Here is a 26,112-nt window from a genome sequence, read left to right on the forward strand (position 1 = left end):
GAGCCGAGGCGTCAGACGGTGATCGTCTGGTATTCGGTGTACTGGCCGATGCCGACCGCGCCGTACTCGCGTCCGATCCCGCTGGCCTTGAAACCGCCGAAGGGGCCGTCGAATCCGATCGCCGCGCCGTTGACGGTGACCGTACCCGTGCGGATGCGGCGCGCCACCGCCAGGGCGGCGTCCGTGTCCGCCGACCACACGCCGCCGGACAGGCCGTACTCGGAATCGTCGGCGATGCGGATCGCGTCCGCCACGTCGTCGTAGGCGATCACGACCAGGACGGGGCCGAAGATCTCCTCCTGCGCGATCCGCATATCCGGTCGAACGTCGGCGAAAACCGTTGGGGTGACGTAGAAGCCGTCCTCCAGACCCGGAGGCACCTGTGGTCCGCCGCAGACGACGCGCGCGCCCTCGCGGATGCCGATCTCGATGTAGTCACGGACGCGCTGCTGCTGCTCGAGCCGGATCATCGGGCCGATGAACGTGTCGGGATCCCGCGGATCGCCGACGCGCAGGGAACTCACCAGCGCTCCCAACGCGGTCACGATCTCGTCGTAGCGGCTGCGGGGCGCCAGGATTCGGGTCTGCGCGATGCATGCCTCGCCGTTGTTGAGCAGCGATCCGAACTTCAGTCCCGCCATGACGGCGTCCAAGTCCGCGTCCGGCAGGATCACCGCGGCCGATTTGCCGCCCAGTTCCAGGCTCACTCGCTTGAGCTGTTCGCCCGCGATGGCGGCGATGCGGCGGCCGGCGCTGGTCGATCCGGTGAACGCGATCTTGTCCACCTCTGGATGCGAGATGAGGTACTCGCTGGTCTCCCGGTCGGCGGGCAGCACGCTGAGCACGCCCGCGGGCAATCCGATCCGGTCCACGAGTTCGGCGAGCAGGCCCATGCTGAGGGAGTTCTCCGGAGAGACCTTGAGCACCACCGAATTTCCGGCCAGCAGGGCGGGGATGATCTTCGAGGTCGCGGAGGAGAACGGTGAGTTCCAGGGGATCACGGCCGCCACCACGCCGACCGGTTCGCGGCGTACCAGGCTGCGCGTGCGCGCGTCCGGCTCGGTCGGGGTGAGGGTCTGCTCCCAGGCGAATTCCTCGGCGGCGCGCAGGTAGGCGTTCGCCTGCCGGGTCAGGCCGGATCGGCCCGCGCGGGTGAACCAGGAGGCCGAACCGTTCTCCAGCGTGATCAGGTCGGCGATTCGATCGGCATTCTCCTCGCGGAGCGTGGCGAGGCGGCGAAGGACGGCGATGCGCTCGGCCGGGGGAGTGTCGCGCCACACGCGGTTCTCGAAGGCCGCGCGGGCCGCCGCGACCGCGCGGTCCACGTCGGCGGGCTGTGCCTGGGCGGCGCGTCCGATCACCGACCGGTCGTGCGGGGAGCGGATGTCCAGCAGGTGTGGGTCGCTCGGGGCGGTCCACGTACCGGCGAGGTAGAGCCGGTCATAGGTGATCATCGTCTGTTCCTCCGAACCTCTTCACTATCTGTCACGCTTGTGTAGCACTTATTGATACTACTGCTATTCCCAAGTGCTGGTAATCGACCCATGCTCCACACGACTGGTTATGCTCGCGGGGTGAGAGCAGACGCCGAGCGCAACCTGGAGACGCTCCTGCGCACCGCCGCACGCGTGCTCGCCACCGATCCGTCGGCCACCATCGCGAGTATCGCCGCCGCGGCCGGTGTAGACCGCCGAACCGTCTACCGCCGCTTCGCCTCTCGCGACGAGCTCGAGCAGGCCGTCTACCTGGCCCGCCTCGACGCGATCGAGCAGGCGATCGCGGATGCCCGGCTGCGGGAGGCGCCCGTCGCCGTCGCACTGCACCGCTACGTCGAGAACGTCATCGAGGTCAATCGCCGCTGGCCGGTGGACCTCGACCGCATGCTGGCCGACCCGGCCATCGGCGCCCGGCGCGACGAATCGGCCCGCGAGGTCGATGCCTTCCTGCGCCGCGCCACCGATGCGGGATTGCTTCGGCCCGGCCTCCCCGAGCACTGGGCCGCCCGTGTGCTGCCGCAACTCGTGCACGTGCTGATCCGGCAGTTACCGGAGCTGAGTGCGGCGCGTGGGGCCGATCTCGTCGTCGAGACACTGTTGCGCGGCGTCGGCACGGCCTGATCCGGCGGCGGCGGCTACGCTCGGTGAACAGTTCGCGCACGTTGCCGCGCGGCATTGCCTGCATACCGGCATGAGCTGCCAATATGCGTGAACTGCCGGAACGCTCGTTGATCTGGCCGAATCGCGTGTGGGACCGGGAAGATCGTCGGCCGGGACGCCATATCATTATCGACCTGGTTTCGGGAAAATACGCGCTGATCTGGGCATATTTCGCCGTGCGCCCCGTCCGATCACAGCCAGGTGTTGGTGCGGCTGATTCCCCTCGGCCGGCTCCTGCCGGTGGTAGCGTCCCGCGGTGTGACAGCCACATCGCGATGGCGGCCTCGGCACGACGATCCGTTGATGATCATGGCGATGGATCATCGCGACTCGTTCGGCAAGACCCTGTTCGGCGTGGTGAACGACCAGCCGGATGCGAAACAGGGGGCCGCGATGCGGTCCGCCAAACAGCTGATTTTCGAGGGATTGCGGGCCGCGGCCGAGCGGCTGACGATCGGTCGGGCGGGATTGCTGGTCGACGAGCAGTACGGCCGGGCGGTGATCGACTCGGTGGCCCGTCGGACGTCGGTGGTGCTGGCGGTGCCGGTCGAGGCGAGCGGGCACGAATGGTTCACGCTGGCCTTCGGGGACGAGTGGCTCGAACACGTCGAGCGGATTCGGCCCGACTACGCCAAGGTGCTGGTCCGCGACAACCCCGACTTCGATGCGGACAGTCGCCGCAAACAGCTCTCGGACCTGGCGGTGGTCAGCGACGGGCTGCGGAAGATCGGCGTGCCGATGCTCTACGAGCTGCTGGTGCCCGCGACCCCGGCGCAACTGGGCAGCGTCGGGGGCGATACCGACCGGTACGACCGGGATCTACGTCCAGCCCTGGTAGCGCGGGTCATCGCCGACAATCAGATACACGAGGTGCGGCCCGCGCTGTGGAAGGTCGAGGGTTTCGACACCGTCGAGGGTGCGCGGCAGGTGGCGGAGCAGGCCGTCGCGGGCGGGCACATCGCCGATTTGATCGTGCTGGGCCGGGACGCGCCCGCCGACCGCCTCGACCGCTGGATCGATATCGCTTGCGGTGTACCGGGTTTCGTCGGCTTTGCGATCGGCCGCAGCATCTGGGAGGACCCGATCCGCGATTACGAGGCGTCGGACCGCGGCAGGCAAGCGGCCGACGAGGCGCGGGCTCGGATCGCCGAACGTTACCTGGGGTTCGTCGAACATTGGCGGCCCTGATCCGGATCGCCCCGGTGGCGCGGTCGCCGACCGACCCCCAGCGCACGGCGGTCACGCACCGGGTGACCGGCGGGGTGGCGATGACGAGGCGGCGATGAAACGCACCGCGACACGCGGATGAAGGTTCAACCGGGATATATCCTCTCGCTACGTGACAGATTATCGGCGGAAGTGGTGATCATGACTTCGCACGTTCCCGCAATCAGCGCAAAATGGGTACGGATGTTCCGTTTTGTTTATGACCATGTATCGTCGTTCTACGACTCGGGGCAACGCCATATGATTCCCTTCAAGAAGATGGCGGTGACCGAGCTGAACCTCGAGCCCGGCGATCGCGTCATCGTATTATGCTGCGGGACGGGTCTGGAGTTCCCTTTCATCCAGAAATGCATCGGCCCGGAGGGGAAAATTCTCGGCATCGACTGGTCGGGTGGCATGCTGGCACGGGCTCAGCGCAGGATCGAGGACAACGGCTGGTCCAACGTCCAGTTGTTCGAAGGCGACGTGACCGCACTGCCGGAGAGCCTGGTCCCGCCAGCGTCCTACGACGCGGGGATATGCACGCTGGGCCTGTCGATCCTCGGCGAGCCCGACAAAGCCTTCCGCACACTGAAGAATGCCGTTGGCAAAGACGGGAAGATAGTCATCGGTGATGTCTGTTCGTTCTCCGGCCGAAAAGCATTTCTGAACCCGTTCAACACCCTGATCGATCTCATAGCGGGCAATACCCACCGCAGCTTGGCGCGCAGCCGAGCATTCGCCGAATCCGTACATTCGGATCTGATGAACGCGAAGCTCGCATGGTATCTGGGTGGTTCCTATTACATCGTATCGGGCCGGACTCTCGGTGATTGGTGATCGGACCGTCGCTGAACGTGCGTCGAAGAATGGGCGTCCACGGTTTACGCGAGAGCGAGCCGTATGACAGGGTAACGACCATGACGACAGAGCGGTTCGAGGTCCAGCGGGAGATCGCGGCGGATCCGGCGAAGATATTCGCGCTACTGTGTGACCCCCGTGGTCACGTGGCGATCGACAGTTCGGGGATGCTCCAATCCGCCGACGGCGCTCCGGTGCGACAGGTGAGCGACGAATTCGTCGTGCACATGGACCGGGAGGCGCTGGGCGACCTCCCGATGGGCAAGTACGACGTGACGGTGATCATCACCCGATTCGAGCAGGACGCCCTCATCGAATGGACGATCTCCGGCGCAATCCAGCCGCCGATCAAGCATCTGTACGGCTATCGACTCGAGCCCAGCGAGGCCGGCACCCGTGTGACGTCCTACTACGACTGGAGCCAGATCGATGAACGATACCGGGCCGCGGGCATCTTCCCGGTGATTCCGGAGGCGGCCTTGCGCGCGACTCTCGGCATCCTCGCCAGGAACGTGCAGTAGCAAGGACTCGGACACAGCTTTCCGTCCCGCAGCAAGGCTGCGGGTGTTCATGCGGGTGACGGTAGCCTCGATCGGCCGTGGTCGATGCGTGAGGCGGCGGCCCGTGCAAGACCTCCACAAGTGGGGCATGTGGTCGGTTGACCGTTTCGGTACTCGGCGGCAGGGCCTGCATTCGCGGGTTGCGGATCCGAGTAGGAGACGTGCTGGAACCGCTGGCCGCTGGTGAGACCGAGGCTCGACCCTCACGGATTACCCGTATCTGGAGCGTGAGGACATCCCCGCCTGTCTGGTGTTTCGGTGATGGGGACTGCCCTCAGGCAGGGCCTGCACGGGTTATGGTTGGTGGCATGGCATCACCCGAGTTGTTCAGATCATCAGCGCGTCCCGCGTTTGTCGCTGCCTCGACTCCACGAGCCATCCACGATGCACTGGTCGGCGACGAGCAAGCAGAGTTCGCTCGCCGCTACGGCCAGGAAATGGCCAGCGCGGCCGAGTCACTGGACCTGACGGGTGTGCTGGCAGTGTTAGCCACCTTCAGCGCGATAGCCGAAACCACCCAACGCCACGGCGCAGACGACCATCTTCGAATGCTCGCGCAGGTCGAGAATCTCCAACAGGGCCACGCTGTGCCCACTATCGGTGCGGCCGAGCACCGAGCGGAGATCAACGCCAAACTCGGCCGATAAGGCCGGGATGTACCGCTACGAGATCGTCGATGATGCACGCGCACAGGTCGACGGCCTACCTACAGACGTACTGGTGCACTACGCGGAGCTGATCGCATTCCTCGAGCTGACCCCGTGGGAGGGGCCTCCCTAACGGGAGGACAAACCCGACGGTGCCATGCGCAGGATGATCTTCGGTCCAGACGGTGGAGGCTTGGTCGTGTACGTGGTCTTGGAACAGGACCGCCGCGTGGTCGTGGTCAGTGTGACCTGGGTCGGCTGACAACCGCCTTGCAGTGCGGACGCCACTGCTGGCGCAGCGCCTTCCGGTGGTGTCACTGCCAGTGAGAGCGATGACGGCCTGCTTAACTGTGTCCGGAGGGGTTTGACACCTTTGGGCACTTTGGGAGTGTCCATGTGAATGAGGTTAGCCCTCATCGCTTGGCGGACCAGCGGTCAGGCCCACCCCGTGGATGGGTGGTGTTGGTATGTATGGAGTCTCCTCGGCCGCCGGCCAAAGCGAAGCGCTCAATAGTCAGCGCACCCACGCGCTTCGGGGACCGCTTGAATGCTGGCGCGGATGTAGGTCGGTTTGTCCGGTGCGCTACGAGGGCGGGAGGGTGCGATTCCTCCAGCCACTCACCAGAACCGCATGCACGGTTCAAGGCGGCCGGGGCCGGAATCCGAGCGTTACGCCACCGCGCCAGTCCCCGACCTACTCGGCCCCGGTTGACATCAGAGGTCGCGCCCGGCTGACGCCGTAGCCACCGGGAGTGTCCGCGCCATAACGGGCGATCTCGCGCTCGAGGTCCAGTGGGGTGTCGATGTATGGGGTCTTTGTGGTCTCGTCGAACTGATCGGATGGCAGGATCCAGGCGATTTCGAACTCCAAGCCATCCGGGTCGTGAGCGTAGAGCGATTTCGTCGTGTTGTGGTCGATCGCACTGATCAGGGCACCGGCGTCGGTGAGTCGTTTCGCCAGTTCGTCGAGGTTGCGCAGTGTCTCGACCTCCCATGCCAAGTGGTACAGGCCGACGGTACCGGTTCCCGCTGTGGAGTTTCCGCCTTGTGCGCTGACGCTCATCAATCCGAGGTCGTGATCGTTCGTCGAGCCGTCGGCCCGCAGGAAAACCGCTTTCGCACCCATGTCGAATACGACCTCGAAATGAAGGACCTCTCGGTAGAAGGCGGCGCTGCGCGCAACGTCCCGGACGTACAGAACAGCATGGTTCAGCCGATGGATGGCCATGAATGTACCTCTCTTGAAGGCTTGTCTTCGATAAGGGAAAGGTCGTGACGTGTCAGGTCGAATTGCCCGAGGTTCATGTGCGTTCTGTGATGCACCTCGCCTTCATGGCTCTGACCTCAATTCTTACGATTTGTCTGTAACGCCATCATGCGCCGATTTGGAGAGTCGTACAAAAGGCACACAGGTGTGCGCGGCAGACACGAATGGACGTGATGCACGACAGCGCGGCAAAGCCGGCGATGGCGGCTGCGGCAGGCCCGGGTGCTACGAGGGCGATGAGGCGAACTGAACGGCATGGAAGTTCCGCGATCCCGGCACACCGGTGCCGCCGGGTTGGACCGAATGCGCCGGCTGCTCGAAGCTGTGGTCGAGCACGGCCGCGGCATCGATTCTGACGTTTTCATCATTTTCTCTTGACGGAGAACCTGATCGTGTCTGATGATTTGATCAACTACAGTCGTGGAGGTAGCTGTGACATCTATCGGCAAGAGCGTCGGGGCTGGGCGGACTGTCCGAGTCGGAGAGCGTGAGATCTTCGTCGGCGAGGCGGGTTCCGGTCCGGCGGTGGTGCTGTTGCACGGCGGTGGTCCAGGCGCTTCGGGGTGGTCCAACTATTCGCGCAACGTCGAGGTGCTCGCGCAGCGATTTCGCGTGATCGTGCCCGATATGCCGGGCTATGGCCGGTCTTCGAAGCAACTCGATCAGTCCGATCCGTTCGGCGACCTGGCCCGCTCGGTCGGTGGCCTGCTCGACCAGCTCGAGGTGCCCAGCGCCCATCTGGTCGGAAATTCGTACGGCGGCGCTGCCGCGCTGCGTTTGGCGATGGATCGACCGGAGAAGGTGGGCCGGATGGTCCTGATGGGGCCCGGCGGTGTGGGGACCACCCGTGCGCTGCCCACCAAGGGCCTGCAGGAATTGCTCGCGTACTACGGCGGCAGCGGCCCGAGCCGGGATAAGCTCGAACGGTTCATTCGCGAGTATCTGGTATTCGACGGCACTGCCGTCTCCGATGAGGTCATCGACCAGCGCTATCAGGCCAGCCTCGATCCCGAGGTCGTTGCGAATCCGCCGCTGCGACGTCCGTCCGGCCCGCTGGCGCTGCGCACTGTGTGGCGGATGGATTTCACCCGGGACGCCCGGCTGCGTAAGGTCGCCCACCCGACCCTGGTGATGTGGGGTGCGCAGGACAAAGTCAACCGCCCCGAGGGGGGCCGGATGCTCGCCGCCGCGATGCCCAACTGCGATCTGTACTTGGCCGCCGATACCGGGCACTGGGTGCAATGGGAGCGAGCGGACCTGTTCAACTCCGTGGCCGCCGCGTTCCTCGAGGAAAAATCGTGAGTGAGCGATCGATGCGTACGCCCGGGCTGACGCGCGATCGGTCGGTGTTCGGTGCGGTTCATCTGGGATATGTTGTCGTGCAATCCAATCGGATTGCCGAGTGGCGCCGGTTCGGCGCGGACGCGATCGGCATGCACGTCGACGACGCCGAGGACGGTGCACTGCGGTTCCGCCTGGATGACCGGGCCGCCCGTTTCATTATCGGCCGCGGGCCGGCCGAGGACGTGACCGCGTTGGGCTGGCAGGTCGATGACCACGAGACCTTCGACCGCATCGTGGCCCGGGTGGCCGATCGCGGTGTCCCGGTCGTGGAGGGCGGCGCACACGAGGCGGCGCTGCGCGGGGTGGAGCGGTTGTGGCGCTTCGCCGGGCCCAAAGGGATTGCGCAGGAGATCTTCACAGTCCCGGTGACGATGCCCGAACCGCTGCGGATGCTGAGCTCGGGATGGGTGACCGGCGAGGCCGGGATGGGGCACGTGGCGATCCTGTCCCGGGAGCCCGACGCGATGCGGGGCTACTATCACACCGTTTTCGATTCTAGGCTCACCGACTACGTCGATGAGAACATCTCGGGCCTGAAGATGAAGATCCGGTTCCTGCGGGTCAACGAGCGGCACCACTCGATCGCCATCGCCAATATTCGCGGGATCAAACTCGATCCGATTCGGACGTCGGTGCAGCACATCAATATTCAGTCCACGACGCTGGACGATATGCTCGCCGCGTTCGAGCGGGTCACCGATCTCGGATTCCGGATGCAATGGTCGGTCGGCCAGCACACCAACGACCGCGAACTGTCCTTCTACTGCCGTACCCCCTCCGACTTCGAGCTCGAGGTCGGATGGAATCCGGTCGTGATCGGTCCCGAGTGTGAATCCACCTGGGAGCCTGCGACTTATCCGAGCATCAGCATCTGGGGGCACACACCGGTGGGGGAGACGGTGCTGGACAAGTTCGTGCGGTTCCGTCAGGCCCTGCGCGCTGCGGCCGAACCCGAAATAACCGTTCCCGAACTGCAGACAGGACCCCGGCGATGAGTACGGACTACGATGTCGTGGTCGTCGGTCTCGGACCGACCGGGCTGACCCTGGCGAATCTGCTGGGTCGGCGCGGACTGAGCGTGCTGGTCCTCGAGCGCGAGCCGGAGTTCTACGGGCTGGCGCGTGCGGTATACACCGACGACGAGGGGTTGCGCGTCTTCCAAACTGCCGGTGCCGCTGATGAACTCGCGGCGGATATGAACGTGGACTCGACCGTGCAGTGGGTGCGCGCAAACGGGAAAGTGCTGGTCCAGTTTCATCGGACCGATCGACCGCTGGGCTGGCCGGTGGTCAATTTCCTGTACCAGCCGTACCTGGAGAACACGCTCGAACGAGCTCTCGAGCGGTACCCGCGGGTCACGGTCCTCCGCGGCCGCGAGATGCTCGACTTCAAACAGGACGACCTCGGGGTCAGCATCGATCATGCGCTCTGTCGCGGTACCGGATACGGCAAGGATGCTCCCGATACCGATCCGCGCACCGCCGAACGAGTACGGGCGAAATTTCTGGTCGGCTGCGACGGGGGCCGTAGTGTGGTGCGCACCCAGCTGGGAATCGAGATGGCGGGCACCAGTTTTCCGGAACGCTGGCTGGTGGTGGATCTGCGGGCGCGTGCGGGTGTCGACGCGTTCCGGCACCTGCCCTATTTCGATTTCGTCTGCGATCCCGAACTGCCGATCGTGTCCTGTCCGCAGCCGGGCCGGCATCACCGCTTCGAGTTCATGCTCAGCGACGATCAGACCAAGGAGCAGATGGAGGACCCTGACACCGTGCGCCGCCACATCGCCCGATTCGTCGACCCGGACGAGGTGGAGGTGTTGCGCAAGCTCGTCTACACGTTCAATGCGGTGATCGCCGAGCGATGGCGGGACGGGCGGATCCTGCTGGCCGGTGACGCGGCGCACATGACACCGCAGTTCATCGGGCAGGGCATGAATTCCGGTGTGCGCGACGCGGACAACCTGTCGTGGAAGCTTGCCGCAATCGTGAAATACGGTGCCGCGCCGGAGGTTCTGGACAGTTACGAACCCGAGCGTCGTCCGCACGTCAAGGCAATGATCGACTTGTCGGTGTTCAACAAGAAGCTGGTCTCGGTCGACAGCAAACTCGTTGCCGCGGGCCGTGATATCGCACTCGGCGCGGCACTTCGGCTACCCGGGATCGGCGGATGGATACGCGGGGCGAAGATGAAGCCGTCACCGCGCTTCCGCCGCGGCAAGTATCTGGGGCTGCCCCGCCGCGGGCTGCGCGGAGCCGAGGGCACCCTCGTGCCTCAGCCGGAAGTGCGGACCTATGACGGCCGGCACTGCCGGTTCGATGACGTGCTGGGCATCGGCTTTTCGGTCGTCGGCTATGGCGTCGATCCGCGCGTCGCGTTGACCGAGACCGATGTGGCCGCCTTACGGGCATTGGGCACACGCTTCGTGACGGTGTATCCGATCGGCGGACGACCGCAGGGCGTGCCGGGCGATGGCCGTGCCGCCGGAGCGGACTACGCCGATGTCGAGGACCACACCCGCGCATTGACCCGATGGTTCGCCAAAGCCTGTGTCCGCAGCGGTGGTTTGCTGCTGCTGCGCCCGGACCGGTATGTCTTCGGTATCGCCGCCGACGGCGGCGGCCGATTGGTCGCTGAGCTGTTTGCCCAGCTCGCCGGCCGCCGGGCCGGATGACGTCGGGACGCCGCCCCGCCGTGGCGCTGCCACCTCGTCGGGCGCCGCGGCGGTTAGATCTGGGGCAGCGGCGGCAGGGTAGTGCTGGTCAATTTCTGCGCGCTGCGCTTGTTCATGCCGAACATGCGCAGCATGTGGAAGGTCATCTCGTCGGCCAATGCGCCCGCATCGGCGCCTGGCTGGGCATCGAGCAGTTGCAACAGTCCCAGCAGCGATCCGCCCGCGGCCATCACGGCCATATCTGGGTCCATGGGTTCGAAGCGCCCCGCTTCTTGGGCGGCGACGATGTCGCGACGGGCCCTCGGGGCCAGCCCCTCGTCGCGCAGCAGCACCGACAGGCCGGAATTCAGGATCACCCGGATCATCTCGGGGATCTGGCGCTGCATCCGACCGGTCATGCGGAAGCTGACCGCGAATACCTCGGCCGGATCGTCGTAGAGCGCCACGATGCCGTCCCGCATCTCGCTGTAGACCTGCAGGGCCGAGCGCACGGCCTCGTCGAACAGTTGGTCTTTGGAGTCGAAATGGTTGTAGAACGAGCCGAAACCGACGTCGGCCGCATCGGTGATCTCCTGGATGCTCACCGTGGACCGGCCCTCGGACAAGAACTTGCGCGCCGCGCCGAGCAGGGCGTTGCGCGTGCGTTCGCGACGTCGGTCGACGCGGTTGCGTGTCATTGGTTCGGAAGTCATCGGCCCTACTCCATGAGAGTGTTTCCGAAATCATATCTGATGGAATGATCAGCAGCGATTTCATGACCACACCTCCCGCGCCGAACGCCCCGTAGGAAAGCGAGAACTCTTATGCCCGAGCAGGACCCGATATCGATGTCGCCGATGGGCCGCCGCCGCATCCTGGGCGGCAGCGCCGCACTGACACTTGCTGCCGCGGCTGCGGCCGTGACACCGGCAGGCGCCGCAGCTACGACATCCGCAGCCGGCTCAGCACGCCCGAGCCGATCGGGACGGCCCGCGCCGGCCGGTTCTTACCGCATCGACCTGCATGCGCACTTCCTGCCGCCCGAATACCGGACAACGCTGCTCGAACACGGCCACCTCACCATCGGCGGCTACCCCACCCCGGACTGGTCGCCTGAACAGGCACTGGCGTTCATGGACTATTACGGCATCGCAGCGCAAGCGCTGTCGGTGTCCGACCCTGGAGTGTCCTTCTTGGCCGGCAAGGACGCCGCCGACTTCGTCCACCTAGACCAGGATTCATCAGCTTACTTCGGGCGCACGAAACCCCGCGTCAGTGGATTCAGGCTTCGTGTGTTCAAGCGTACTTCGACACGCGCCACCGGAATTCTTACCGAGGTAGGAGAAAGTGTCCGGAGGTCTTCAGCGGGCCAGAATTGGTGCGACGGAAGGTACTCCGTCGTAGATGATGGCTGTTCGCCACTCCGGAATGTTGAAGCAGCGAGATTCTCCATCGTAGAGCGCAACAAGCTGATCACCACGTCGCCACCACGTGTCGGCGATGCCGGCGGTCTCCCGGATCGGTGTGTGCCCATCGAGGGATACCTGATCCACCTCGGCACCGGTGAGCTGGGTAATCCGTGTCGCCGCGGCGGCCGCGAAGTAGGACAGCGCTACCGCCTCGATCCAGCCTGCGACCGAGGCGTGGACCGGATGAAACCGGTCCCCGCGCCGGATCCCGAACTCATCGGTCGGGCTGATCTCGAAGCACATGTCGCAGGCCGTCGCCGCGTCCCCCGCGCCGAAGTACCACTCACCGCGATCATCCTGCTCCGGAAGGTCGGCTTTCAGGCACAGCGGGCCGCCCTCGTACAGATCCATCGGCAACGGTGGCAACGCAAGCCCACCCCAGCGCAGGTCGAACTCTTCCGTGCGATCGATCTCCGCTGCGGGAACACCTATTTCGAGCCATCGCCCGCGCATCCGACTCACCGACGGGCGCTCGTCGCGGTGACAGTCAGCCATGAGAAACCTCTCCGCGCGGAGGCTCAGGCCCGGCGGAACCCGATGCGGCTGAATCCCCATGTGGCGACGTTATCTCGCCAACGGCCGTAAGGTCTCGCTGATTCAGCTGTGCCCCAAACGATCATGCTGAATGTGGTGGCTACCTCGGTGCGGCGCAGGAGGATGCCGTCTCGCCGGGCATGTTGCGCACGCCCCATGCGTCATCACGCCCCCGGCTCGGCCGCGCTGTTGAGGTAGCTGCGGGGTGCGGTGCCGTTGACGGCATGGTCGCCGATCAGGGTGGCCTTGTAGATGCGGGGATTGTGGGAGGAGACCGTGCGGGCGTTGCGCCAGTGACGGTCGAGGGCGAGGCCGGATTTCACGGCGCTGGCGCTACCGGCGTCGAACAGTTGCCAGATTGCCGCACCGGCCAGTTCGGTGGTGACGACCTGGGTCGCGGCCGAATTCAGCAGGATGCGCTGGGCGCGTTGCGCGGAAGGGTCCGTGTGGAATTCGTCGAGGGAATCGGCCAGGAGCAGCACGTTGGCGCGGGCGGTGTAGGCCTTGCTCCACACCTCGCCGACGATCTGAAGCACCTGCGGGTCGGCGGTCGGGTCGGGCGTCGAGGCCAGCGGGTAGGAGCGCGTGCGGCCGCGGACCAGGACGGCCAGGTCGTCGGCCGCCGCGCGGGTGATGCCGGCCTGCGTCGCGGAGTGGACGAACTGGTAGAACGCCTCCATATAGTCGTTGGCCAGTGGATTACGATGGTGCAGAAGGTATTCCGGATCGACACGGACCTGGTCGAAGACGGCGGTGCCGCTGGCGGTGAGCCGCTGGCCGAACCCGTCCCAATCGTCGACGATGGCGATCCCGGCGCGTTCGCGTGGCACGATGGCCGAGACGAATTCACCGCCCTCCCGCACGAGCACGTTGAGCCAATTCGCATACAGGCTGCCGGTCGTGTAGTACTTGCGGCCGGACAGCAGGTAGTGGTCGCCGGATCGGACCAGGCTGGTGCTCAGCGCCGAGAGGTTCGCGGTATTGAGTTCCGCGCCGGCGGGTCCGAAGAATTCGCCGGTCGCGGCGGCAGTGAGCAGCGTCTCCCGCGCCGGGCCGGGTGGTGCGAAACGCAGGATCTCCGTGAGACCGAGGTGGCCGCGGAAGATCTGCGCGAGATTGGAGTCGCCGGCCGCGATGTCGATCAGCACGTCGGCGAGCGCTCGCACCGAGGCTCCGGAGCCGCCGAACTCCACCGGTACCCGCAGGGCGCCGACCCCGGCGTCGAGCAGTTTCCGTAGTTGCTCCGTCGGCAGGATGTGCTCGGCATCGCGAATCACGGCCTCCTCGGCCAGTTCCCGCGCTACCGCGGTGATCGTGGCCAACCGGGCGGGCAGTTCGTCGATTGCAGTCATCGGCACCTCTCCAGGCGTGTGCGGCATTTCGAGAATCGACGCACGAAAGTAGTACTGGGGCAGTTCATTTGTAGTATCGGTGCCGTTGACCTACTGCAAGGGATATGTTCACGGTGGTCGCAACGGTGGGGTAGGGCGGTCGGGCGGCGCACCATGGGAGGCGCACAGGGGGTCGCTGAACCCCGCTCACCACTGCGAAGGACGTCATGCGCGTGTCGGATGTCGTTGCTCTCCGAACCCCAGCCCTGCGAACCCCGGCTCTCGGGTCGCCACTGTTCCGCTTCGCCGACGAGGTCCGCGACGCCCTCGTCCGGGGCCGGCCGGTGGTGGCGTTGGAATCCAATGTTGTTGCCCACGGCTTTCGTTCACCCGGAAACCTTGCCGTCGCGCTCGAGGTGGAGCAGGCCGTGCGCGCGGCCGGCGCGGTGCCCGCGACCGTCGCGATCGCCGACGGACAGTTCGTGATCGGTTGCGGTGCAGCCGAACTGGAGACTCTGTCCACTGCGGGCAATGCCGCCGCGAAGGTGACCAGTCGTGATATCGCGGTAGCGTTGGCACGCAAGGCACTTGGTGCGACATCGATCTCGGCGACCATGGCCATTGCCGATCGGGCCGGCATCGCGACGGTGGCTTCGGCGGGGCTCGGCGGCGTGCATCGCGGCGCGCAGAGCACCTTCGACATCTCCTCGGATCTGACCGAGCTGGCCCGCACCCGGTTGATCGTGGTGTGCGCCGGGGTGAAGAAGATTCTCGACGCCGGACTGACCCTCGAATTCCTGGAAACCCAGGGCACCCCGGTGATCGGCTACCGATCGCTCGAGTTCCCGGCATTCTACTGCCGCGACAGCGGTTTTCGCACTCAGGTCCGCCTGGATGAACCGTATGAGATCGCCGAGGCGGCGCGGCTGCACCTGGAGTTGGGCGGATCGGGTTCCGTGCTGGTGACCCATCCGATCCCCGAGGCCGATGCGCTGGATGGCGACCGGATCGAGGCGGCGATCCAGGAGGCGCTGGCGCGCGCCGAGGCCGAACGGATCACCGGACCGGCCGTCACCACCTTCGTCCTGCGGGCGGTCGACGCCGCGACCGGCGGGGACGCCTCGGCCGCCAATCGCGCGGTGCTGATCAGCACCGCCGCGGCCGCCGCCGAGATCGAATCGGCCCGCGCGGCCTTGGCCACAGGAGTAGTCGATGCCCGCTGAAACCCGCTCCTCCGCACTGCTGTTCGATCTGGACGGCACCCTGCTCGACACCCCGAGCGCGATCGCCGAGCAGTTCGCGGCGGCCGTCGAGGCCGTGACCGGCGCCGACCCGGGCGTCGAGGCCGCGCGCCGGCTGGTCGGGCGGCCACTGCCCGAGATGGCGGCGACGTTGTCCGGTTCTGCGGTGGATTCGGCTACCGCACAGGCTGTTTCGAACGAGTATCTGACCCGGTATCGCGAGGTGATCGTGCCCAAGGCGGCCGACCTTGTGTTCCCCGGGGTTCTGGGCGGGCTGACCCGGCTTGCCGGCGCGGGACTCGCCCTGGCCGTGGTGACCAGCAAGAAGCATGTCAGCGCCGAACTGATCCTGGAGGCCGCCGGCATCCGCGACAATTTCGGCGCCGTAGTCGGCGCCGACGACGTCGACCATCCGAAACCGCACCGGGCCAGCGGCGATCTGGCGCTGAGGACCCTCGGTCTGGCCGATGCCGGGCCCGCCGGCGCGGTGATCGGTGATACCGCCGCCGACATCGAATTGGGCGACGCGCTGGGCACATTCACCGTGGGTGTGACCTACGGGGTGTATTCGGCCCATCAAATCGTCTCGACCGCACCCGATTACGTCGCCCATACCTTCGACGACGTCGTCGATACCCTGCTCACCCGAAACCGAAAGCGAGTCCGGCCATGACCACCTGGACCCGTCCGGACACCGGTCCGGTCGATCTCGACCGCTACCTCGGCACCAACCTGTTCGTGCTGCCGGCCGAACCGGGGCTGATCGCGCTGCACACCCAGGCGCGTGACGCCGCCGCCGGGCAGGAGCTGTTCGTGCGCACCACCGGGCGAATCATCCGGCTGCTGCTGGAAACCGCGCTGTCGCATCTCGAATACCGGCCCCACGCGGTGACCACACCCACCGGATTCGTCTACGACGGCGTGGCGGCGGCGCAAACAACCCTGTACGCGGTGACGATTCCCCGTGCCGGAGACGCCCTGGAGAACGGGCTGCGTGAGATCCGGCCCGATGCGCGGTTGGGCAAGATCCTGATCCAACGCGACCCTGTCACCAAGCGGCCGGAACTGTTGTACCGCAAGCTGCCGCCGGGGATCGCGGGCCAGGAGGTGCTGCTGCTGGACCCGACGATCGCCACCGGCGGGACGCTGCTGACCGCGATCAACGAATTGGTCGCCGCCGGTGTCGAGGAGTCGCGCATTCTGGTCGTCAATGTGCTGACCTGCCCCGAGGCCCTGGCCGCGGTGCTGTCGCGACGGCCCGACATCAGGATCGTCACCTCGCATATCGACCAGACCCTGACCGACCAGGCATTCATGCGACCGGGCATCGGCGACTTCGGCGACCGATACCACGGCACGACCGCGACGGCATGAGGAGCGGCATGCGTACTCTCGTCGATCTGTTCACCGAACGCGTCGCCGCGTCGCCAGATGCCGTTGCCTGCGTGGATGACCGGACAACCCTCACCTACCAGGAGCTGGCGGTTCGATCGGAGGCCGCGGCCGTGGCGTTGCGAGCGGCGGGGGTCGCGCCGGGCGACACCGTCGGCGTGCTCATGCAACCGTCGGTGCACCTGATCGTCGCGGTCTGGGCGATCCTGCGTGCCGGAGCCGCGTATCTGCCACTGGCGGTGGACTATCCGGCCGAGCGGCTGTCGTACATGGCGACCGATGCCGATGTGGCAACGGTGGTGACGGACGCCGGCACCGACGAGCGGGCGCGCCGGATCCTCCCGGCGTCCGTGCGCACGTACCCGATCGGAGCCACGGGATCTGATCTGTCGCTCGATGATCCGCGGTCGCCTACGGGAACGGCCTATTCGATCTACACCTCCGGCACCACCGGATCGCCCAAGGGTGTGGTGATCCCGCACCGGGCCATCGTCAACCAGCTGAGCTGGCTGCGCGCCGAGTTGGGGCTCGGTCCCGGTGCGCGGATCCTGCTCAAGTCGCCGGTGAGTTTCGATGCCGCGCAATGGGAATTGCTGGCCAACGCCGTGGGCGCCACCGTCGTGGTCGCGCCGGCGGACACCCACGCCAACCCCGAGGCGATCCTGGATCAGGTTGTCCGGCACGACATCACGATTCTGCAGTGCGTGCCCACCGCCTGGGCCGAACTGGCCGCCCTGCCCGCGCTGGCGTCGGCGCGCTCGCTGCGCACGATCGCCAGCGGCGGCGAGGCGCTGCCGGCCGCGGTGGCCCGCCGGTTGCAGGCGATGGCGCCGGGTGTGCGCAAGGTGAACCTTTACGGCCCCAGCGAAACGACCATCAACGCAACCTGGTTCGACTTCACCACCGCGGATCTGTCGCATACGGACGTGGTTCCGATCGGCGGCTCGGTGGACGGGTGCCTGCTGCTGGTGATCGACGAGTCGGGTGCACCGGCGGCCGAGGGGGAGTTGTTGATCGGCGGCGTACAGCTGGCCGACGGATACCGCAACCGCCCGGAGGCGAGCGCGGAGCGGTTCGTCGAGCGCGAGTCCGGACGCTGGTACCGCACCGGGGATCTGGTGCGCCGCAACGGCGATGGCGTACTGGAGTTCCTGGGCAGGACCGACGACCAGGTGAAGATCAACGGCTACCGCATCGAGACCACCGAGGTCCGATTCTGGATCGAATCCCACGATTGGGTCCGGGCGGCCGCCGTGGTTCCGTGGATCACCACGCGCGGCACGGCGCAGCTGGCCGGTTTCGTCGAGCTGGATCCGGAGCAGGCGCCGCTGATGGATCAGGGCGAGGCGGCCCGTCACCACCGGTCCAAGTCGACCCGCACTCAGGTGACCGCCCAATTGTCGAACCTGGGGATCCTCGCTGTCGGCGACGCGCCCGGCATCGCGCTGGCCGGCGCCGAACCGACCGCCGAACAGCGGCGTCGCGTCTTCGCGCGCAAGACGTACCGGACCTTCGAGGCCGCGTCGGTGTCACCGGACCGGGTCGAGGCGTTACTGCGCCGCTGGCGCGAGCGCACACCGCCGCAGCCCTGCGCGTCCGCGCCCGACGCCGAGCGGCTGGGCCTGTTACTGCGCTGGTTCGGGCCATTCGAGAGCCCGGATCGGTTGCTGCCCAAATATTCCTACGCCTCGCCCGGTGCGTTGAACGCCACCCGGATCTACCTCGAAACGGACGGCTCGGCGGGAATCGCCGCCGGTGTCCACTATTTCCATCCGTTGCGGCACGCGCTGTATCGGGTCGCGGACGCCGAGCGGGCCGGAACCTGGCTGCATCTGGTCGGCCTGCCGCGGGTGATCGAATCGGTCTATGCCACGAATGTGCGGGAGGTGCTGCAGTTCGAGGCCGGACACCTGCTCGGGGTACTCGACGAGGTAGCCGCCGAATTCGGCTGGCAGGTGGGTCCGGTTGGCGCGGAACCGGTTTCCGGCATCGGCGAAGGCATCGTGACGGCGTCGGTTCAGCTCGGCGTCGTGCCGGGGCCGGGGCTCGAACCGCCGGTGACGGCCTGGGTACAGGTGCACGGCGACCGGGCTGGGGCCCGGCCCGGAATCTATCGATTCACCGGCGCGGGGCTGAGTCCGGTCACCGAGCAGAAGATCGAGCGGCGCCACGTGATCGCCATCAACCAGCGCAGCTATGACGGCTCCGATTTCGCGGTGATGCTCACGACCACCCCGGACAGCGGCTGGGCCGGTTTCACCGCGCTGGGCCGGGCGCTTGCGCATCTGCAACAACTGGGCGCCGCGGCCAACCTGGGCTTCATGTCGGCGGGTTATGCCTCGCTGACCGGCCGGGACCTGCCGTCCGCCCGGCGCTTCGACGATATCCTCGGGCTGCGGTCGCTGAGTTACTTCGCGCTGGCCGGGCAGGTGAGCGACGAGCAACTCGCCGCGACCGGCATGGGCGAGGACGTCGTGCACATGCAGGGCCCGCAGGAACTGCTCGTCGAGGACCTGCGCTCCGTCCTGCCCGCTTACATGGTACCTGCCACGATTCACGTCGTGGACCGTATTCCGTTGTCGCAGAATGGGAAGCAGGATCGCAGTGCGCTGTCCCGGCTGGCGGCCGAACTCGCCGCCGGCGAGCGGCAGGCCGATCCGCCCGCATCCGGCCGCGAGCGCGCCGTGGCGCAGGTGTGGGCGGAGGTGCTCGGATACGAGCCGGTCTACCGCGGGGACGACTTCTTCGCCCAGGGCGGCAACTCGATGTCGGCGCTGCGGCTGCTGCGGGCGCTGGCCGAGCGGTTCGGGGTGAATCTGCCGGTGCAGACCCTCTTTCGGCATTCGACGCTGGCCGAATTGGCCGCCGCCACAATCGAAACGCCGGATCGACGCGTGTCCCGGCTGATACCGCTGGCCGGGACCGGATCGACCGCCGCGACCGTACTGTGGCCCGGGCTGGGCGGCTATCCGATGAGCCTGCGGACCCTGGCCCGGGAGCTCGAGCAGGACGGTCACACCGTGTACGGGATGCAGGCCCGAGGGCTCAACGTCGGCGAGACACCGCACGGTGATCTGGCGGCCCTGATCGCCGACGACGTGGCCGAGGTACAGCGGCTTCGGCCGGCCGGACCGCTGCGCATCGTCGGATACTCCTTCGGCGCCCGGATCGCCACCGAGGTCGCTCATCGACTGCGCGCGGCGGGGCGGCAGGTCGAGGTGCTGGTGCTGATCGCGCCCGGATCGCCGGTGCTGGCCGGGCTGCCCGACACCGGCGAGATCGATTACGCCACCGGATATTTCAAGCGGGTGCTGGCGTCGGTGTTCAGCGGGCGCATCGATCCGCCGTTCACGGCCGAACTCGACGAATTGGTCACCACGCGAGAGCAGTTCGTGGATCTGATCGCCGAGCGGGTGCCGGACTTCGGGCGCGAGATCGTGAAACGGATCGTCGCGGTGGTCGAACACACCTACCGTTTCCGTTCCGAACCCAGCGCCGTCGATCCGGATCTGCTGGACCACAGCGTATTCCTGCGTGCGCGCGGTGACGGACCGAGCTTCGCCGACATCCCGGTCGTCCCGCTGCGCGAGCGCGTCCGTCCGGTCGGCAACCTGCCCTACCACCACTACGAGATCGTGACCGCCGGTGCACTCGACATCGCCGCGGCAGTCCTGGAACACAGCATGAGTCAGGAGTTGGTGCCACATGCCACACGTTGAGATCTCCCACTTCCCAGCGGATCTGACCGAGCCGACCAGAAAACGACTGGAAAAGGACATCGTCGCGGCGGTAACGCGCGCCTTCGGAGTTCGCGACGGCGCAGTCTCGATCGGCCTCGCCCCGGTGAACCCCGACCACTGGCAAGAACGCGTCTACCGCCCGTTGATCACCGACCGAGCCGGCGCCGCGCCCCTGCGCTCACCGGACTACTGATGATGACCCGGCACCCCCGAATCCGTCGTCCCGGTGAAGCTCGTCGTGTCGGTAAGAGTTCGACGGCAACCCGTCCCGCGAGTCTCGTCGATCCGGTGACGCCCGTCGAGCTGTCGACTGTTGTGGTGTGCGGCGATGCGGTGTCTGGAGAACGTCGGCCTGGTCGCGATGGTGAGAGTCCGATGACTACCCGGCCTTGGAGTCCGCTGGTCCAGTGCTACTTGTCGCGCTGGCGGCTGTTGTGGGGGCTCAGTGGTGATTCGGCATCTGGAGCGCGCTGGTCTGGTGGCGTTTGTAGTGCTGGTGAGTGTGGGGTGGCGTGATGGTTAGTCGGCATCCGGAGTCTGTGCGGCCGGTCGCGCTTGTCGCGCTGGCGACAGCGGTGGCGGCGGTTGCGTTGAATCTGCGGCCGGGTATTACCTCGGTGGGGCCGGTGCTGGACGCGGTTACCGGGCATTTTGGTGCGGGAGCGGGTGCGGCGGGGGTTGTGACTGCCGCGCCGGTGATCGCGTTTGCGATGACGAGCTTGCTCGCGCCGGTTGTGCTCGCACGAATTTCCTTGCGGGCGGGGCTGTTCGTATCGCTTGCGGTGACCGGGGTCAGTCTTGCGGTGCGGCCGTGGGGGGATCTGGTGGTCTTCGTTGTCGCGACGTTCGCGGCGGCGATCGGGGTGGGGCTGTTGGCGGTGCTGTTGCCAGTGGTTGTGCGCGTCGGGGAGCACACCCGTGTGCTGGTGGCGACGTTCACCACGGCGCTGCAGGTGGGCTCGGCGGCGGGATTTGTTGCGGTGGTGCCGTTGTCGCATGTTCTGGGTGGCTGGCGGTGGGCGCTGGCGGTGTGGGCAGTGGTTGCGGTGGTCGGTATCTTCGCGCTGTGGCGGTCGCCGTTGGGCGGCGGGGATGTGCAGCCGGTGGAAGCTCGTCGGACGGTCAATCCTCTTGCGGTGCTGCGCCGGACGAACAGTGTGGTGCTGGCGCTGTTCTTCGGGCTGCAAGCGATGGTCGCATTCGTGGTGATCGGGTGGCTGCCGTCCGTACTCGAGGACGCCGGTGTGAGCGCGGGAGCCGCGGGTGGGTATCTGGGGCTGCTCACCTGCACGGCGGTGCCGATCAGTTTCCTGGTACCACCGCTGGTGACGGCCTCGGCGCACCCCTCGCGCTGGCTCGCGGGATTCAGTTTGTGCACCGTGGCGGGTGTTCTCGGGTTCCTGATCGCCCCGGCCGCGGCGCCGCTGGTGTGGTCGGTGGTGCTCGGGACGGGGTTGTCGGTGTTCTCCCTGGCATTGACGGTGGTCACGGTGCGTGCGGGCGCGATTGCGCGGCCGATCGAATTGTCCAGTGCCGTACAGGGTATCGGCTATCTCATCGCCGCCGCCGGGCCGTACGCGGTCGGCCTGATCCGCCGGTTCACCGACGGTTGGGGCGTACCGCTGGGCGTGCTGCTGGCCATCGCGGTGTTGCAGGCGGTGGTCGGATTCGCCACCGGAAATCCGGAAAAGGCCACGGCGGCACCGAATTCGATGACACACGAACAGACAGAGAGGCGCTGACACATGCCGGCCGACACAGTGGCGGGTGTTGCGGATCTGCTCGACGACCGCAGTCACCACATCGAATTCAACGGGCATCTCACCAATCACGTCAAACACGCGGTGGTCGCACTGGCCGCACTCGGTGCGCCCGAGTCGCTGATTCGCGACTACTACAAGAACTATGCTCAGCTGACCGCCTACGGATATCCGCTCGAACCCGCACGCGAGTCGGCACGGCCGATCGACTCCGATACCTGGCGGGACTTTCTCGGGGCGCGCAAGTACTTCAGCGCCTACAGCGCGTTCTTCGACGGCGAGGTCGCGCGGCTCGGGATCGACGGCGCGGTCGCGCGCTACGCGCCGGAACTGTTGCGCGGTTGGATCGGCGCGTTCACCCACGCCACCATCCATCTGGGCTGGGCGGTCTGGGCCAGGCATCCTGGTATGACCGCAGAAGCGCTTGCCTACCTTGCCTTCTCGTTCGTTCCGGTGGTAGGCGGCGCCCAACGGCCAGCGGGCGCGAGCACGCCGTGGGATTCCGTGCTCGCGCTGAGCCGGAGCTGGGCCCACGACGACAGCTTCCGCGCCGCGGTGCAGGCGGTCGTCGGCGACACCGACGCGGTCACCGAGCTGCATCCCGAACTGAACCGGTCCGGTTTACAGGCCAGGGTCGCCGCAGTGGCGCACAGTGGCATCGCCGAACTCGCGGACGCGGCCCCGTGGGCGCTCACGCTCGCACCGGACGCCCGGCGCTCGGCGGTTCGCCGTACGGTCACCCTGCTCTACCTGGCCGACCCGGGCGACTTCGTCGTACTGCACCTGATCACGTCACTATTCGCGGTGGAGGTCGTCGCGCAACTGCTGAACTCCGAGCAGTCCGCCGAGCTCTACGACCTGTATTGGGCGGGAGCGCGGATCATCCTCGCCGCCGAGCGGAAGATCCCGTCGCCGGGCAAGCTGCGCAAGCTCGCCGAGCTGTACGCATCCTCCGGACCGGACCGCTCCGAGTACGCGACAACGGAATTCGACATCATCGCGCGGCGGTCCTGGCTCGAGGAGGAGGAACACAACCCGAAGCTGGTGTTCGTGCTGCGGCAGTGGTGGAACGACCTGGACTGGATCGCCTATCGGCACGCGGCCGGTCAGTTCACCCGGACGCCGGATCTGCCACCGAGTTTCGCCGAGCCACCGACCGAATGACCCGTCCCAGAACGCAGATCGACAGAACAGGAAATGATCGGTGACCGAGGTAATCCCGAGCGAGCTACAGGAACAGCTGGACAAGCGGTACGGACCGGCCGGGCCGCGCGCCGAGACGTCGGGTAACCCGGCGCTCGAGGTGCTGCTGCGGCACCGCACGGTACGCCGCTACCTGCCGGGAGTGATCGGCGAACAGGAGCTGGGCCTGATCCTCGCGGCGGCGCAGTCGGCGTCGACGTCGGCCAACTTCCAGTTCACGAGCGTCGTGGTGATCGACGATCCCGCACTGCGGGCCCGGCTGGCCGAACTGGCGGGCGGGCAGCAACTGGTGCTCGACGCAGCCGTATTCCTGGTGTGGGTGGCCGACTGGTCGCGCAACGTCGCGCTCGCCCGCGCGCACGGGCACACCATCGAGGCGACCTCGTACCTGGACAGCACGATATCGAGCATCGTCGACGTCACGCTGTCGGCGCAGAACGCCGCGGTCGCCGCCGAATCATTGGGCTACGGAATCACTTTCGTGGGTGCGCTGCGCAACAACATCGACGACGTGATCGAGGCGCTTCGACTGCCGGAGTGGACCTTTCCGGTGTACGGGCTCGCGATCGGGATTCCCGATCCCGCGGACCCGGCCGATATCAAACCGCGGTACGGCCAGAGCGTGGTCGTGCACCGCAACACCTACACCCCGCCCGCCGAGGCCGACGTGGCCGACTATCTGGATCGCATCAACGCCTACTACCGCGAGCAGGAGCTTCCGGAGGACTGGGTGAAAAACCGGTTGGCGGGCCGGATCTCGACACCCGAGAGCCTGCACGGTCGCCAGGGCATCCGTAACACCTTCCACCGCCAGGGCTTCGAGCTCAGATAACGTCGCAGGAGAACACCGTGCTCATGATTCGACCGATCCTCCGGACAGCCGCGATCGCGGCGGCCGCGGCCCTGCTCGCGGCGGTCGCCGGGTGCGGCGGCGACGCCGCCGACTCCGGCGCCAAGGAGATCGTCTACATCACCGACGCGCCCATCGGCCAGAACCAGTTCCTGCAACTGGGCAAGACCGGTACGGAGCAGGCCGCCGAGCAACTGGGCGAGAGCGCGCGCACCTACGAGAGCACCGACGAGCAGTCACGCCGGTCGAATCTCGAGGCCGCCGTGCAGCGCCGGCCGACCGCCATCGTGCTGATCACCTACGAATTCAACGACCTGGTCACGGAATTCGCCGAGAAGTACCCGGATCAGCAGTTCGTGCTCGTGGATTCGTGCCCGGCCAAGATCCCGCCCAATCTGCGGTGCGGCACGTTCAAGGAGTACGAGCCGTCCTATCTGCTGGGGGTGGAGGCTGGTCTGCTGGATCGCAGCGGGCATGTCGGGACGGTGGCGGCGATCGACTCCGCGTTCTTCCATCGCTGGTCCGACGCGTTCGCGCAAGGTGCACGCAGCGTGAACCCGCAGGTGACCGACACCCAGTTGTTCGTCGGCGGCGCCAACGCGGTCGGCGATCCGGCACGGTCGAAGGAGTTGGCGCTCACCGCGATTCAATCGGGCGTCGATCAGATCTACGGGGTGACCGGCGGCGGCAACGGCGGCGTGTTCGAGGCCGCCTCGCAGAACCACGTGCTGGCCTACGGCGTCGATGTCAACCAGTGCCCGCAGGCGCCGGGGGTCATCGTGGACAACGCCATCAAGCGGGTCGACAAGGTGGTGCTGGATCTGCTGACCCAGATTCACCAGGGCAGGCCGGGCGGAACGTCCACCGCGTTCGGACTGGCCGAGGACGGCTCGACCGTCACCAGCCTGACCGCGGACGCGGCCGGCAGCGGCTGCGCGATACTGCGACACCCGGACGTGCTGACCCGGGTTCGCCAGGTGCGCGAGGACATCATCGCGGGCCGGATCACCGTGCCGCACAAGGACAACTGAACCGATGCACACGTTCACCCTGGACGCGATTACCAAGCGGTTCGGCACGGTGCTCGCGAACGACGAGATCTCGCTGACCGTGCAGGGAGGCGAGATTCTCGGCCTGATCGGCGAGAACGGCGCGGGCAAGTCCACGCTGGTGTCGATTCTGTACGGGGTGCACCGGCCCGACTCCGGCCGCATCCTGATCGACGGCCGCGAGGTGGCGTTCCGATCGCCCGCCGCGGCCATCGCGCACGGTCTGGGGATGGTGTTCCAGCATTTTCAGCTGTTCGCGGACATGTCGGTGCTGGAGAACATCGTGTACGGCGCGGAACCCGGCCGATGGGGAGTGCTGGACCGCCGGGGCGCCGAGCGCCGGGTGGCCGCGCTCGCGGTGGAATACGGCCTGGAGGTGCCGCTGCGTGAGCCGGTCGGCGCACTGCCGGTAGGGGTGCTGCAGCGGGTGGAGATCCTCAAGGCGCTCTATCGCCGGGCCGAGCTGCTGATACTCGACGAGCCCACCGGCGTGCTGACGCCGTCGGAGGCCCGCGCCCTGTTCGTCGTGCTGCGCAGGCTCGCCGAGCAGGGCCACGGCGTACTGCTGATCACGCACAAGTTGGACGAAATCGCCGCTGTCGCAGACAGAGTCGTCGTGCTGCGCGACGGACGGCGGGTCTTCGACGCCGAGGTCGCGAAGACGACGACCGCGGAGCTGGCCCGGCAACTGACCGGACGAGAGATCGATCTGCGTCCCCGCAGGGCGGGCCGTCCCGCCGGTGACCCGGTGCTGACCGTCGAGGGCGTGGTCACGCCCGGACCCGGCCGCGCCGCCCTGGCCGGTGTGTCGCTGACCGTGCGGGTGGGGGAGATCGTCGGTGTGGCGGGGGT

The 26,112-nt window shown here is 66.8% G+C and carries 24 protein-coding genes; 19 read left to right on the forward strand and 5 right to left on the reverse strand.

Features of this window, described 5'->3' with window-relative positions; translation table 11 throughout:
* Positions 1 to 11 precede the first annotated feature (11 nt).
* Positions 12 to 1,454 carry an aldehyde dehydrogenase gene (locus tag JZ791_RS23685; RefSeq protein ID WP_216897403.1) on the reverse strand — a complete coding sequence of 481 codons (1,443 nt, stop codon included), beginning with the start codon at positions 1,452 to 1,454 and terminating at the stop codon, positions 12 to 14.
* Between the two features lie 120 nt (positions 1,455 to 1,574).
* On the opposite strand from JZ791_RS23685, the gene JZ791_RS23690 reads away from it, so the two are divergent.
* The 6 genes from JZ791_RS23690 to JZ791_RS46095 all read left to right on the forward strand — a co-directional run bounded on the left by JZ791_RS23690 (position 1,575) and on the right by JZ791_RS46095 (position 5,563).
* Entirely contained in the window at positions 1,575 to 2,117 is a 543-nt protein-coding gene (locus JZ791_RS23690; RefSeq protein ID WP_216897404.1) for a TetR/AcrR family transcriptional regulator, read from the forward strand.
* Between the two features lie 297 nt (positions 2,118 to 2,414).
* A complete protein-coding gene (locus JZ791_RS23695; RefSeq protein ID WP_216897405.1) occupies positions 2,415 to 3,344 on the forward strand; it encodes a 2-deoxy-5-keto-D-gluconate 6-phosphate aldolase domain-containing protein in 930 nt (309 codons plus the stop codon).
* A gap of 180 nt (positions 3,345 to 3,524) precedes the next feature.
* Positions 3,525 to 4,202 (forward strand): class I SAM-dependent methyltransferase, encoded by a 678-nt coding sequence (locus JZ791_RS23700; RefSeq protein ID WP_254206199.1) that lies wholly within the window; start codon positions 3,525 to 3,527, stop codon positions 4,200 to 4,202.
* Positions 4,203 to 4,282: 80 nt separating this feature from the next.
* Complete coding sequence (locus JZ791_RS23705) at positions 4,283 to 4,744, forward strand: SRPBCC family protein (RefSeq protein WP_216897407.1); 462 nt, start codon at positions 4,283 to 4,285, stop codon at positions 4,742 to 4,744.
* A 347-nt stretch (positions 4,745 to 5,091) separates the two neighbouring features.
* Entirely contained in the window at positions 5,092 to 5,430 is a 339-nt protein-coding gene (locus tag JZ791_RS45230; RefSeq protein ID WP_254206193.1) for a DUF6247 family protein, read from the forward strand.
* 7 nt (positions 5,431 to 5,437) lie between these two features.
* Positions 5,438 to 5,563, forward strand: a complete 126-nt coding sequence (locus JZ791_RS46095; RefSeq protein WP_256461940.1) for a hypothetical protein — start codon at positions 5,438 to 5,440, stop codon at positions 5,561 to 5,563.
* Between the two features lie 561 nt (positions 5,564 to 6,124).
* Here JZ791_RS46095 and JZ791_RS23715 read toward each other — a convergent pair.
* Positions 6,125 to 6,658, reverse strand: a complete 534-nt coding sequence (locus JZ791_RS23715; protein WP_216897409.1) for a VOC family protein — start codon at positions 6,656 to 6,658, stop codon at positions 6,125 to 6,127.
* Between the two features lie 480 nt (positions 6,659 to 7,138).
* Between JZ791_RS23715 and JZ791_RS23720 the strand changes: the two genes are divergently transcribed.
* Genes JZ791_RS23720 through mhpA form a run of 3 tightly spaced genes read left to right on the forward strand, consistent with a single transcriptional unit; the run spans position 7,139 to position 10,712 of the window.
* Positions 7,139 to 7,999: an alpha/beta fold hydrolase gene (locus tag JZ791_RS23720; protein WP_216897424.1), complete on the forward strand. Its 861-nt coding sequence runs from the start codon at positions 7,139 to 7,141 to the stop codon at positions 7,997 to 7,999.
* 11 nt (positions 8,000 to 8,010) lie between these two features.
* Positions 8,011 to 9,036 (forward strand): VOC family protein, encoded by a 1,026-nt coding sequence (locus JZ791_RS23725; RefSeq protein ID WP_216897425.1) that lies wholly within the window; start codon positions 8,011 to 8,013, stop codon positions 9,034 to 9,036.
* Complete coding sequence (gene mhpA / locus JZ791_RS23730) at positions 9,033 to 10,712, forward strand: bifunctional 3-(3-hydroxy-phenyl)propionate/3-hydroxycinnamic acid hydroxylase MhpA (RefSeq protein WP_216897410.1); 1,680 nt, start codon at positions 9,033 to 9,035, stop codon at positions 10,710 to 10,712. The genes JZ791_RS23725 and mhpA overlap by 4 nt, the downstream gene beginning before the upstream one ends.
* A gap of 53 nt (positions 10,713 to 10,765) precedes the next feature.
* Here mhpA and JZ791_RS23735 read toward each other — a convergent pair whose 3' ends face one another.
* The 3 genes from JZ791_RS23735 to JZ791_RS23745 form a co-directional block, all read right to left on the reverse strand.
* Positions 10,766 to 11,404, reverse strand: a complete 639-nt coding sequence (locus tag JZ791_RS23735; protein WP_254206194.1) for a TetR/AcrR family transcriptional regulator — start codon at positions 11,402 to 11,404, stop codon at positions 10,766 to 10,768.
* 648 nt (positions 11,405 to 12,052) lie between these two features.
* Entirely contained in the window at positions 12,053 to 12,655 is a 603-nt protein-coding gene (locus tag JZ791_RS23740; RefSeq protein ID WP_216897411.1) for a hypothetical protein, read from the reverse strand.
* 203 nt (positions 12,656 to 12,858) lie between these two features.
* On the reverse strand, positions 12,859 to 14,046 hold the full coding sequence (locus JZ791_RS23745; protein ID WP_216897412.1) for an acyl-CoA dehydrogenase family protein: 1,188 nt from the start codon (positions 14,044 to 14,046) through the stop codon (positions 12,859 to 12,861).
* A gap of 212 nt (positions 14,047 to 14,258) precedes the next feature.
* On the opposite strand from JZ791_RS23745, the gene JZ791_RS23750 reads away from it, so the two are divergent.
* The 10 genes from JZ791_RS23750 to JZ791_RS23795 all read left to right on the forward strand — a co-directional run.
* A complete protein-coding gene (locus JZ791_RS23750) occupies positions 14,259 to 15,248 on the forward strand; it encodes a pseudouridine-5'-phosphate glycosidase (protein WP_216897413.1) in 990 nt (329 codons plus the stop codon).
* Entirely contained in the window at positions 15,238 to 15,939 is a 702-nt protein-coding gene (locus JZ791_RS23755; protein ID WP_216897414.1) for an HAD family hydrolase, read from the forward strand. The genes JZ791_RS23750 and JZ791_RS23755 overlap by 11 nt, the downstream gene beginning before the upstream one ends.
* Positions 15,936 to 16,640, forward strand: coding sequence for a uracil phosphoribosyltransferase (gene upp, locus JZ791_RS23760; RefSeq protein WP_216897415.1), 705 nt, complete (start codon positions 15,936 to 15,938; stop codon positions 16,638 to 16,640). The genes JZ791_RS23755 and upp overlap by 4 nt, the downstream gene beginning before the upstream one ends.
* Positions 16,641 to 16,648: 8 nt before the next feature.
* Positions 16,649 to 20,377, forward strand: coding sequence for a non-ribosomal peptide synthetase family protein (locus JZ791_RS23765; RefSeq protein WP_216897416.1), 3,729 nt, complete (start codon positions 16,649 to 16,651; stop codon positions 20,375 to 20,377).
* A complete protein-coding gene (locus JZ791_RS23770) occupies positions 20,364 to 20,591 on the forward strand; it encodes a tautomerase family protein (protein WP_216897417.1) in 228 nt (75 codons plus the stop codon). The genes JZ791_RS23765 and JZ791_RS23770 overlap by 14 nt, the downstream gene beginning before the upstream one ends.
* 322 nt (positions 20,592 to 20,913) lie before the next feature.
* Positions 20,914 to 22,140 (forward strand): MFS transporter, encoded by a 1,227-nt coding sequence (locus JZ791_RS23775; RefSeq protein WP_216897418.1) that lies wholly within the window; start codon positions 20,914 to 20,916, stop codon positions 22,138 to 22,140.
* A 3-nt stretch (positions 22,141 to 22,143) separates the two neighbouring features.
* Positions 22,144 to 23,322: a questin oxidase family protein gene (locus JZ791_RS23780; protein ID WP_216897419.1), complete on the forward strand. Its 1,179-nt coding sequence runs from the start codon at positions 22,144 to 22,146 to the stop codon at positions 23,320 to 23,322.
* A 40-nt stretch (positions 23,323 to 23,362) separates the two neighbouring features.
* Entirely contained in the window at positions 23,363 to 24,193 is an 831-nt protein-coding gene (locus JZ791_RS23785; protein WP_216897420.1) for a nitroreductase family protein, read from the forward strand.
* A gap of 23 nt (positions 24,194 to 24,216) precedes the next feature.
* Positions 24,217 to 25,242 (forward strand): BMP family ABC transporter substrate-binding protein, encoded by a 1,026-nt coding sequence (locus tag JZ791_RS23790; protein WP_254206202.1) that lies wholly within the window; start codon positions 24,217 to 24,219, stop codon positions 25,240 to 25,242.
* Between the two features lie 4 nt (positions 25,243 to 25,246).
* The coding region (locus tag JZ791_RS23795; protein ID WP_216897422.1) for an ATP-binding cassette domain-containing protein at positions 25,247 to 26,112 on the forward strand (866 nt) is incomplete at its 3' end.

The organism is Nocardia alni (assembly GCF_019038435.1).
GTDB classification, from domain to species: Bacteria; Actinomycetota; Actinomycetes; order Mycobacteriales; family Mycobacteriaceae; genus Nocardia; species Nocardia alni.

Excerpts from the sequence above, each read along its gene's own strand:
- JZ791_RS23685 (WP_216897403.1), bottom strand. The coding sequence starts at position 1,454 with ATGATCACCTATGACCGGCTCTACCTCGCCGGTACGTGGACCGCCCCG.
- JZ791_RS23700 (WP_254206199.1), top strand. The coding sequence starts at position 3,525 with ATGACTTCGCACGTTCCCGCAATCAGCGCAAAATGGGTACGGATGTTC.
- JZ791_RS23705 (WP_216897407.1), top strand. The coding sequence starts at position 4,283 with ATGACGACAGAGCGGTTCGAGGTCCAGCGGGAGATCGCGGCGGATCCG.
- JZ791_RS45230 (WP_254206193.1), top strand. The coding sequence starts at position 5,092 with ATGGCATCACCCGAGTTGTTCAGATCATCAGCGCGTCCCGCGTTTGTC.
- JZ791_RS46095 (WP_256461940.1), top strand. The coding sequence starts at position 5,438 with ATGTACCGCTACGAGATCGTCGATGATGCACGCGCACAGGTCGACGGC.
- JZ791_RS23715 (WP_216897409.1), bottom strand. The coding sequence starts at position 6,658 with ATGGCCATCCATCGGCTGAACCATGCTGTTCTGTACGTCCGGGACGTT.
- JZ791_RS23725 (WP_216897425.1), top strand. The coding sequence starts at position 8,011 with ATGCGTACGCCCGGGCTGACGCGCGATCGGTCGGTGTTCGGTGCGGTT.
- mhpA (WP_216897410.1), top strand. The coding sequence starts at position 9,033 with ATGAGTACGGACTACGATGTCGTGGTCGTCGGTCTCGGACCGACCGGG.
- JZ791_RS23735 (WP_254206194.1), bottom strand. The coding sequence starts at position 11,404 with ATGACTTCCGAACCAATGACACGCAACCGCGTCGACCGACGTCGCGAA.
- JZ791_RS23740 (WP_216897411.1), bottom strand. The coding sequence starts at position 12,655 with ATGGCTGACTGTCACCGCGACGAGCGCCCGTCGGTGAGTCGGATGCGC.
- JZ791_RS23745 (WP_216897412.1), bottom strand. The coding sequence starts at position 14,046 with ATGACTGCAATCGACGAACTGCCCGCCCGGTTGGCCACGATCACCGCG.
- JZ791_RS23755 (WP_216897414.1), top strand. The coding sequence starts at position 15,238 with ATGCCCGCTGAAACCCGCTCCTCCGCACTGCTGTTCGATCTGGACGGC.
- upp (WP_216897415.1), top strand. The coding sequence starts at position 15,936 with ATGACCACCTGGACCCGTCCGGACACCGGTCCGGTCGATCTCGACCGC.
- JZ791_RS23765 (WP_216897416.1), top strand. The coding sequence starts at position 16,649 with ATGCGTACTCTCGTCGATCTGTTCACCGAACGCGTCGCCGCGTCGCCA.
- JZ791_RS23770 (WP_216897417.1), top strand. The coding sequence starts at position 20,364 with ATGCCACACGTTGAGATCTCCCACTTCCCAGCGGATCTGACCGAGCCG.
- JZ791_RS23775 (WP_216897418.1), top strand. The coding sequence starts at position 20,914 with ATGGTTAGTCGGCATCCGGAGTCTGTGCGGCCGGTCGCGCTTGTCGCG.
- JZ791_RS23780 (WP_216897419.1), top strand. The coding sequence starts at position 22,144 with ATGCCGGCCGACACAGTGGCGGGTGTTGCGGATCTGCTCGACGACCGC.
- JZ791_RS23790 (WP_254206202.1), top strand. The coding sequence starts at position 24,217 with ATGATTCGACCGATCCTCCGGACAGCCGCGATCGCGGCGGCCGCGGCC.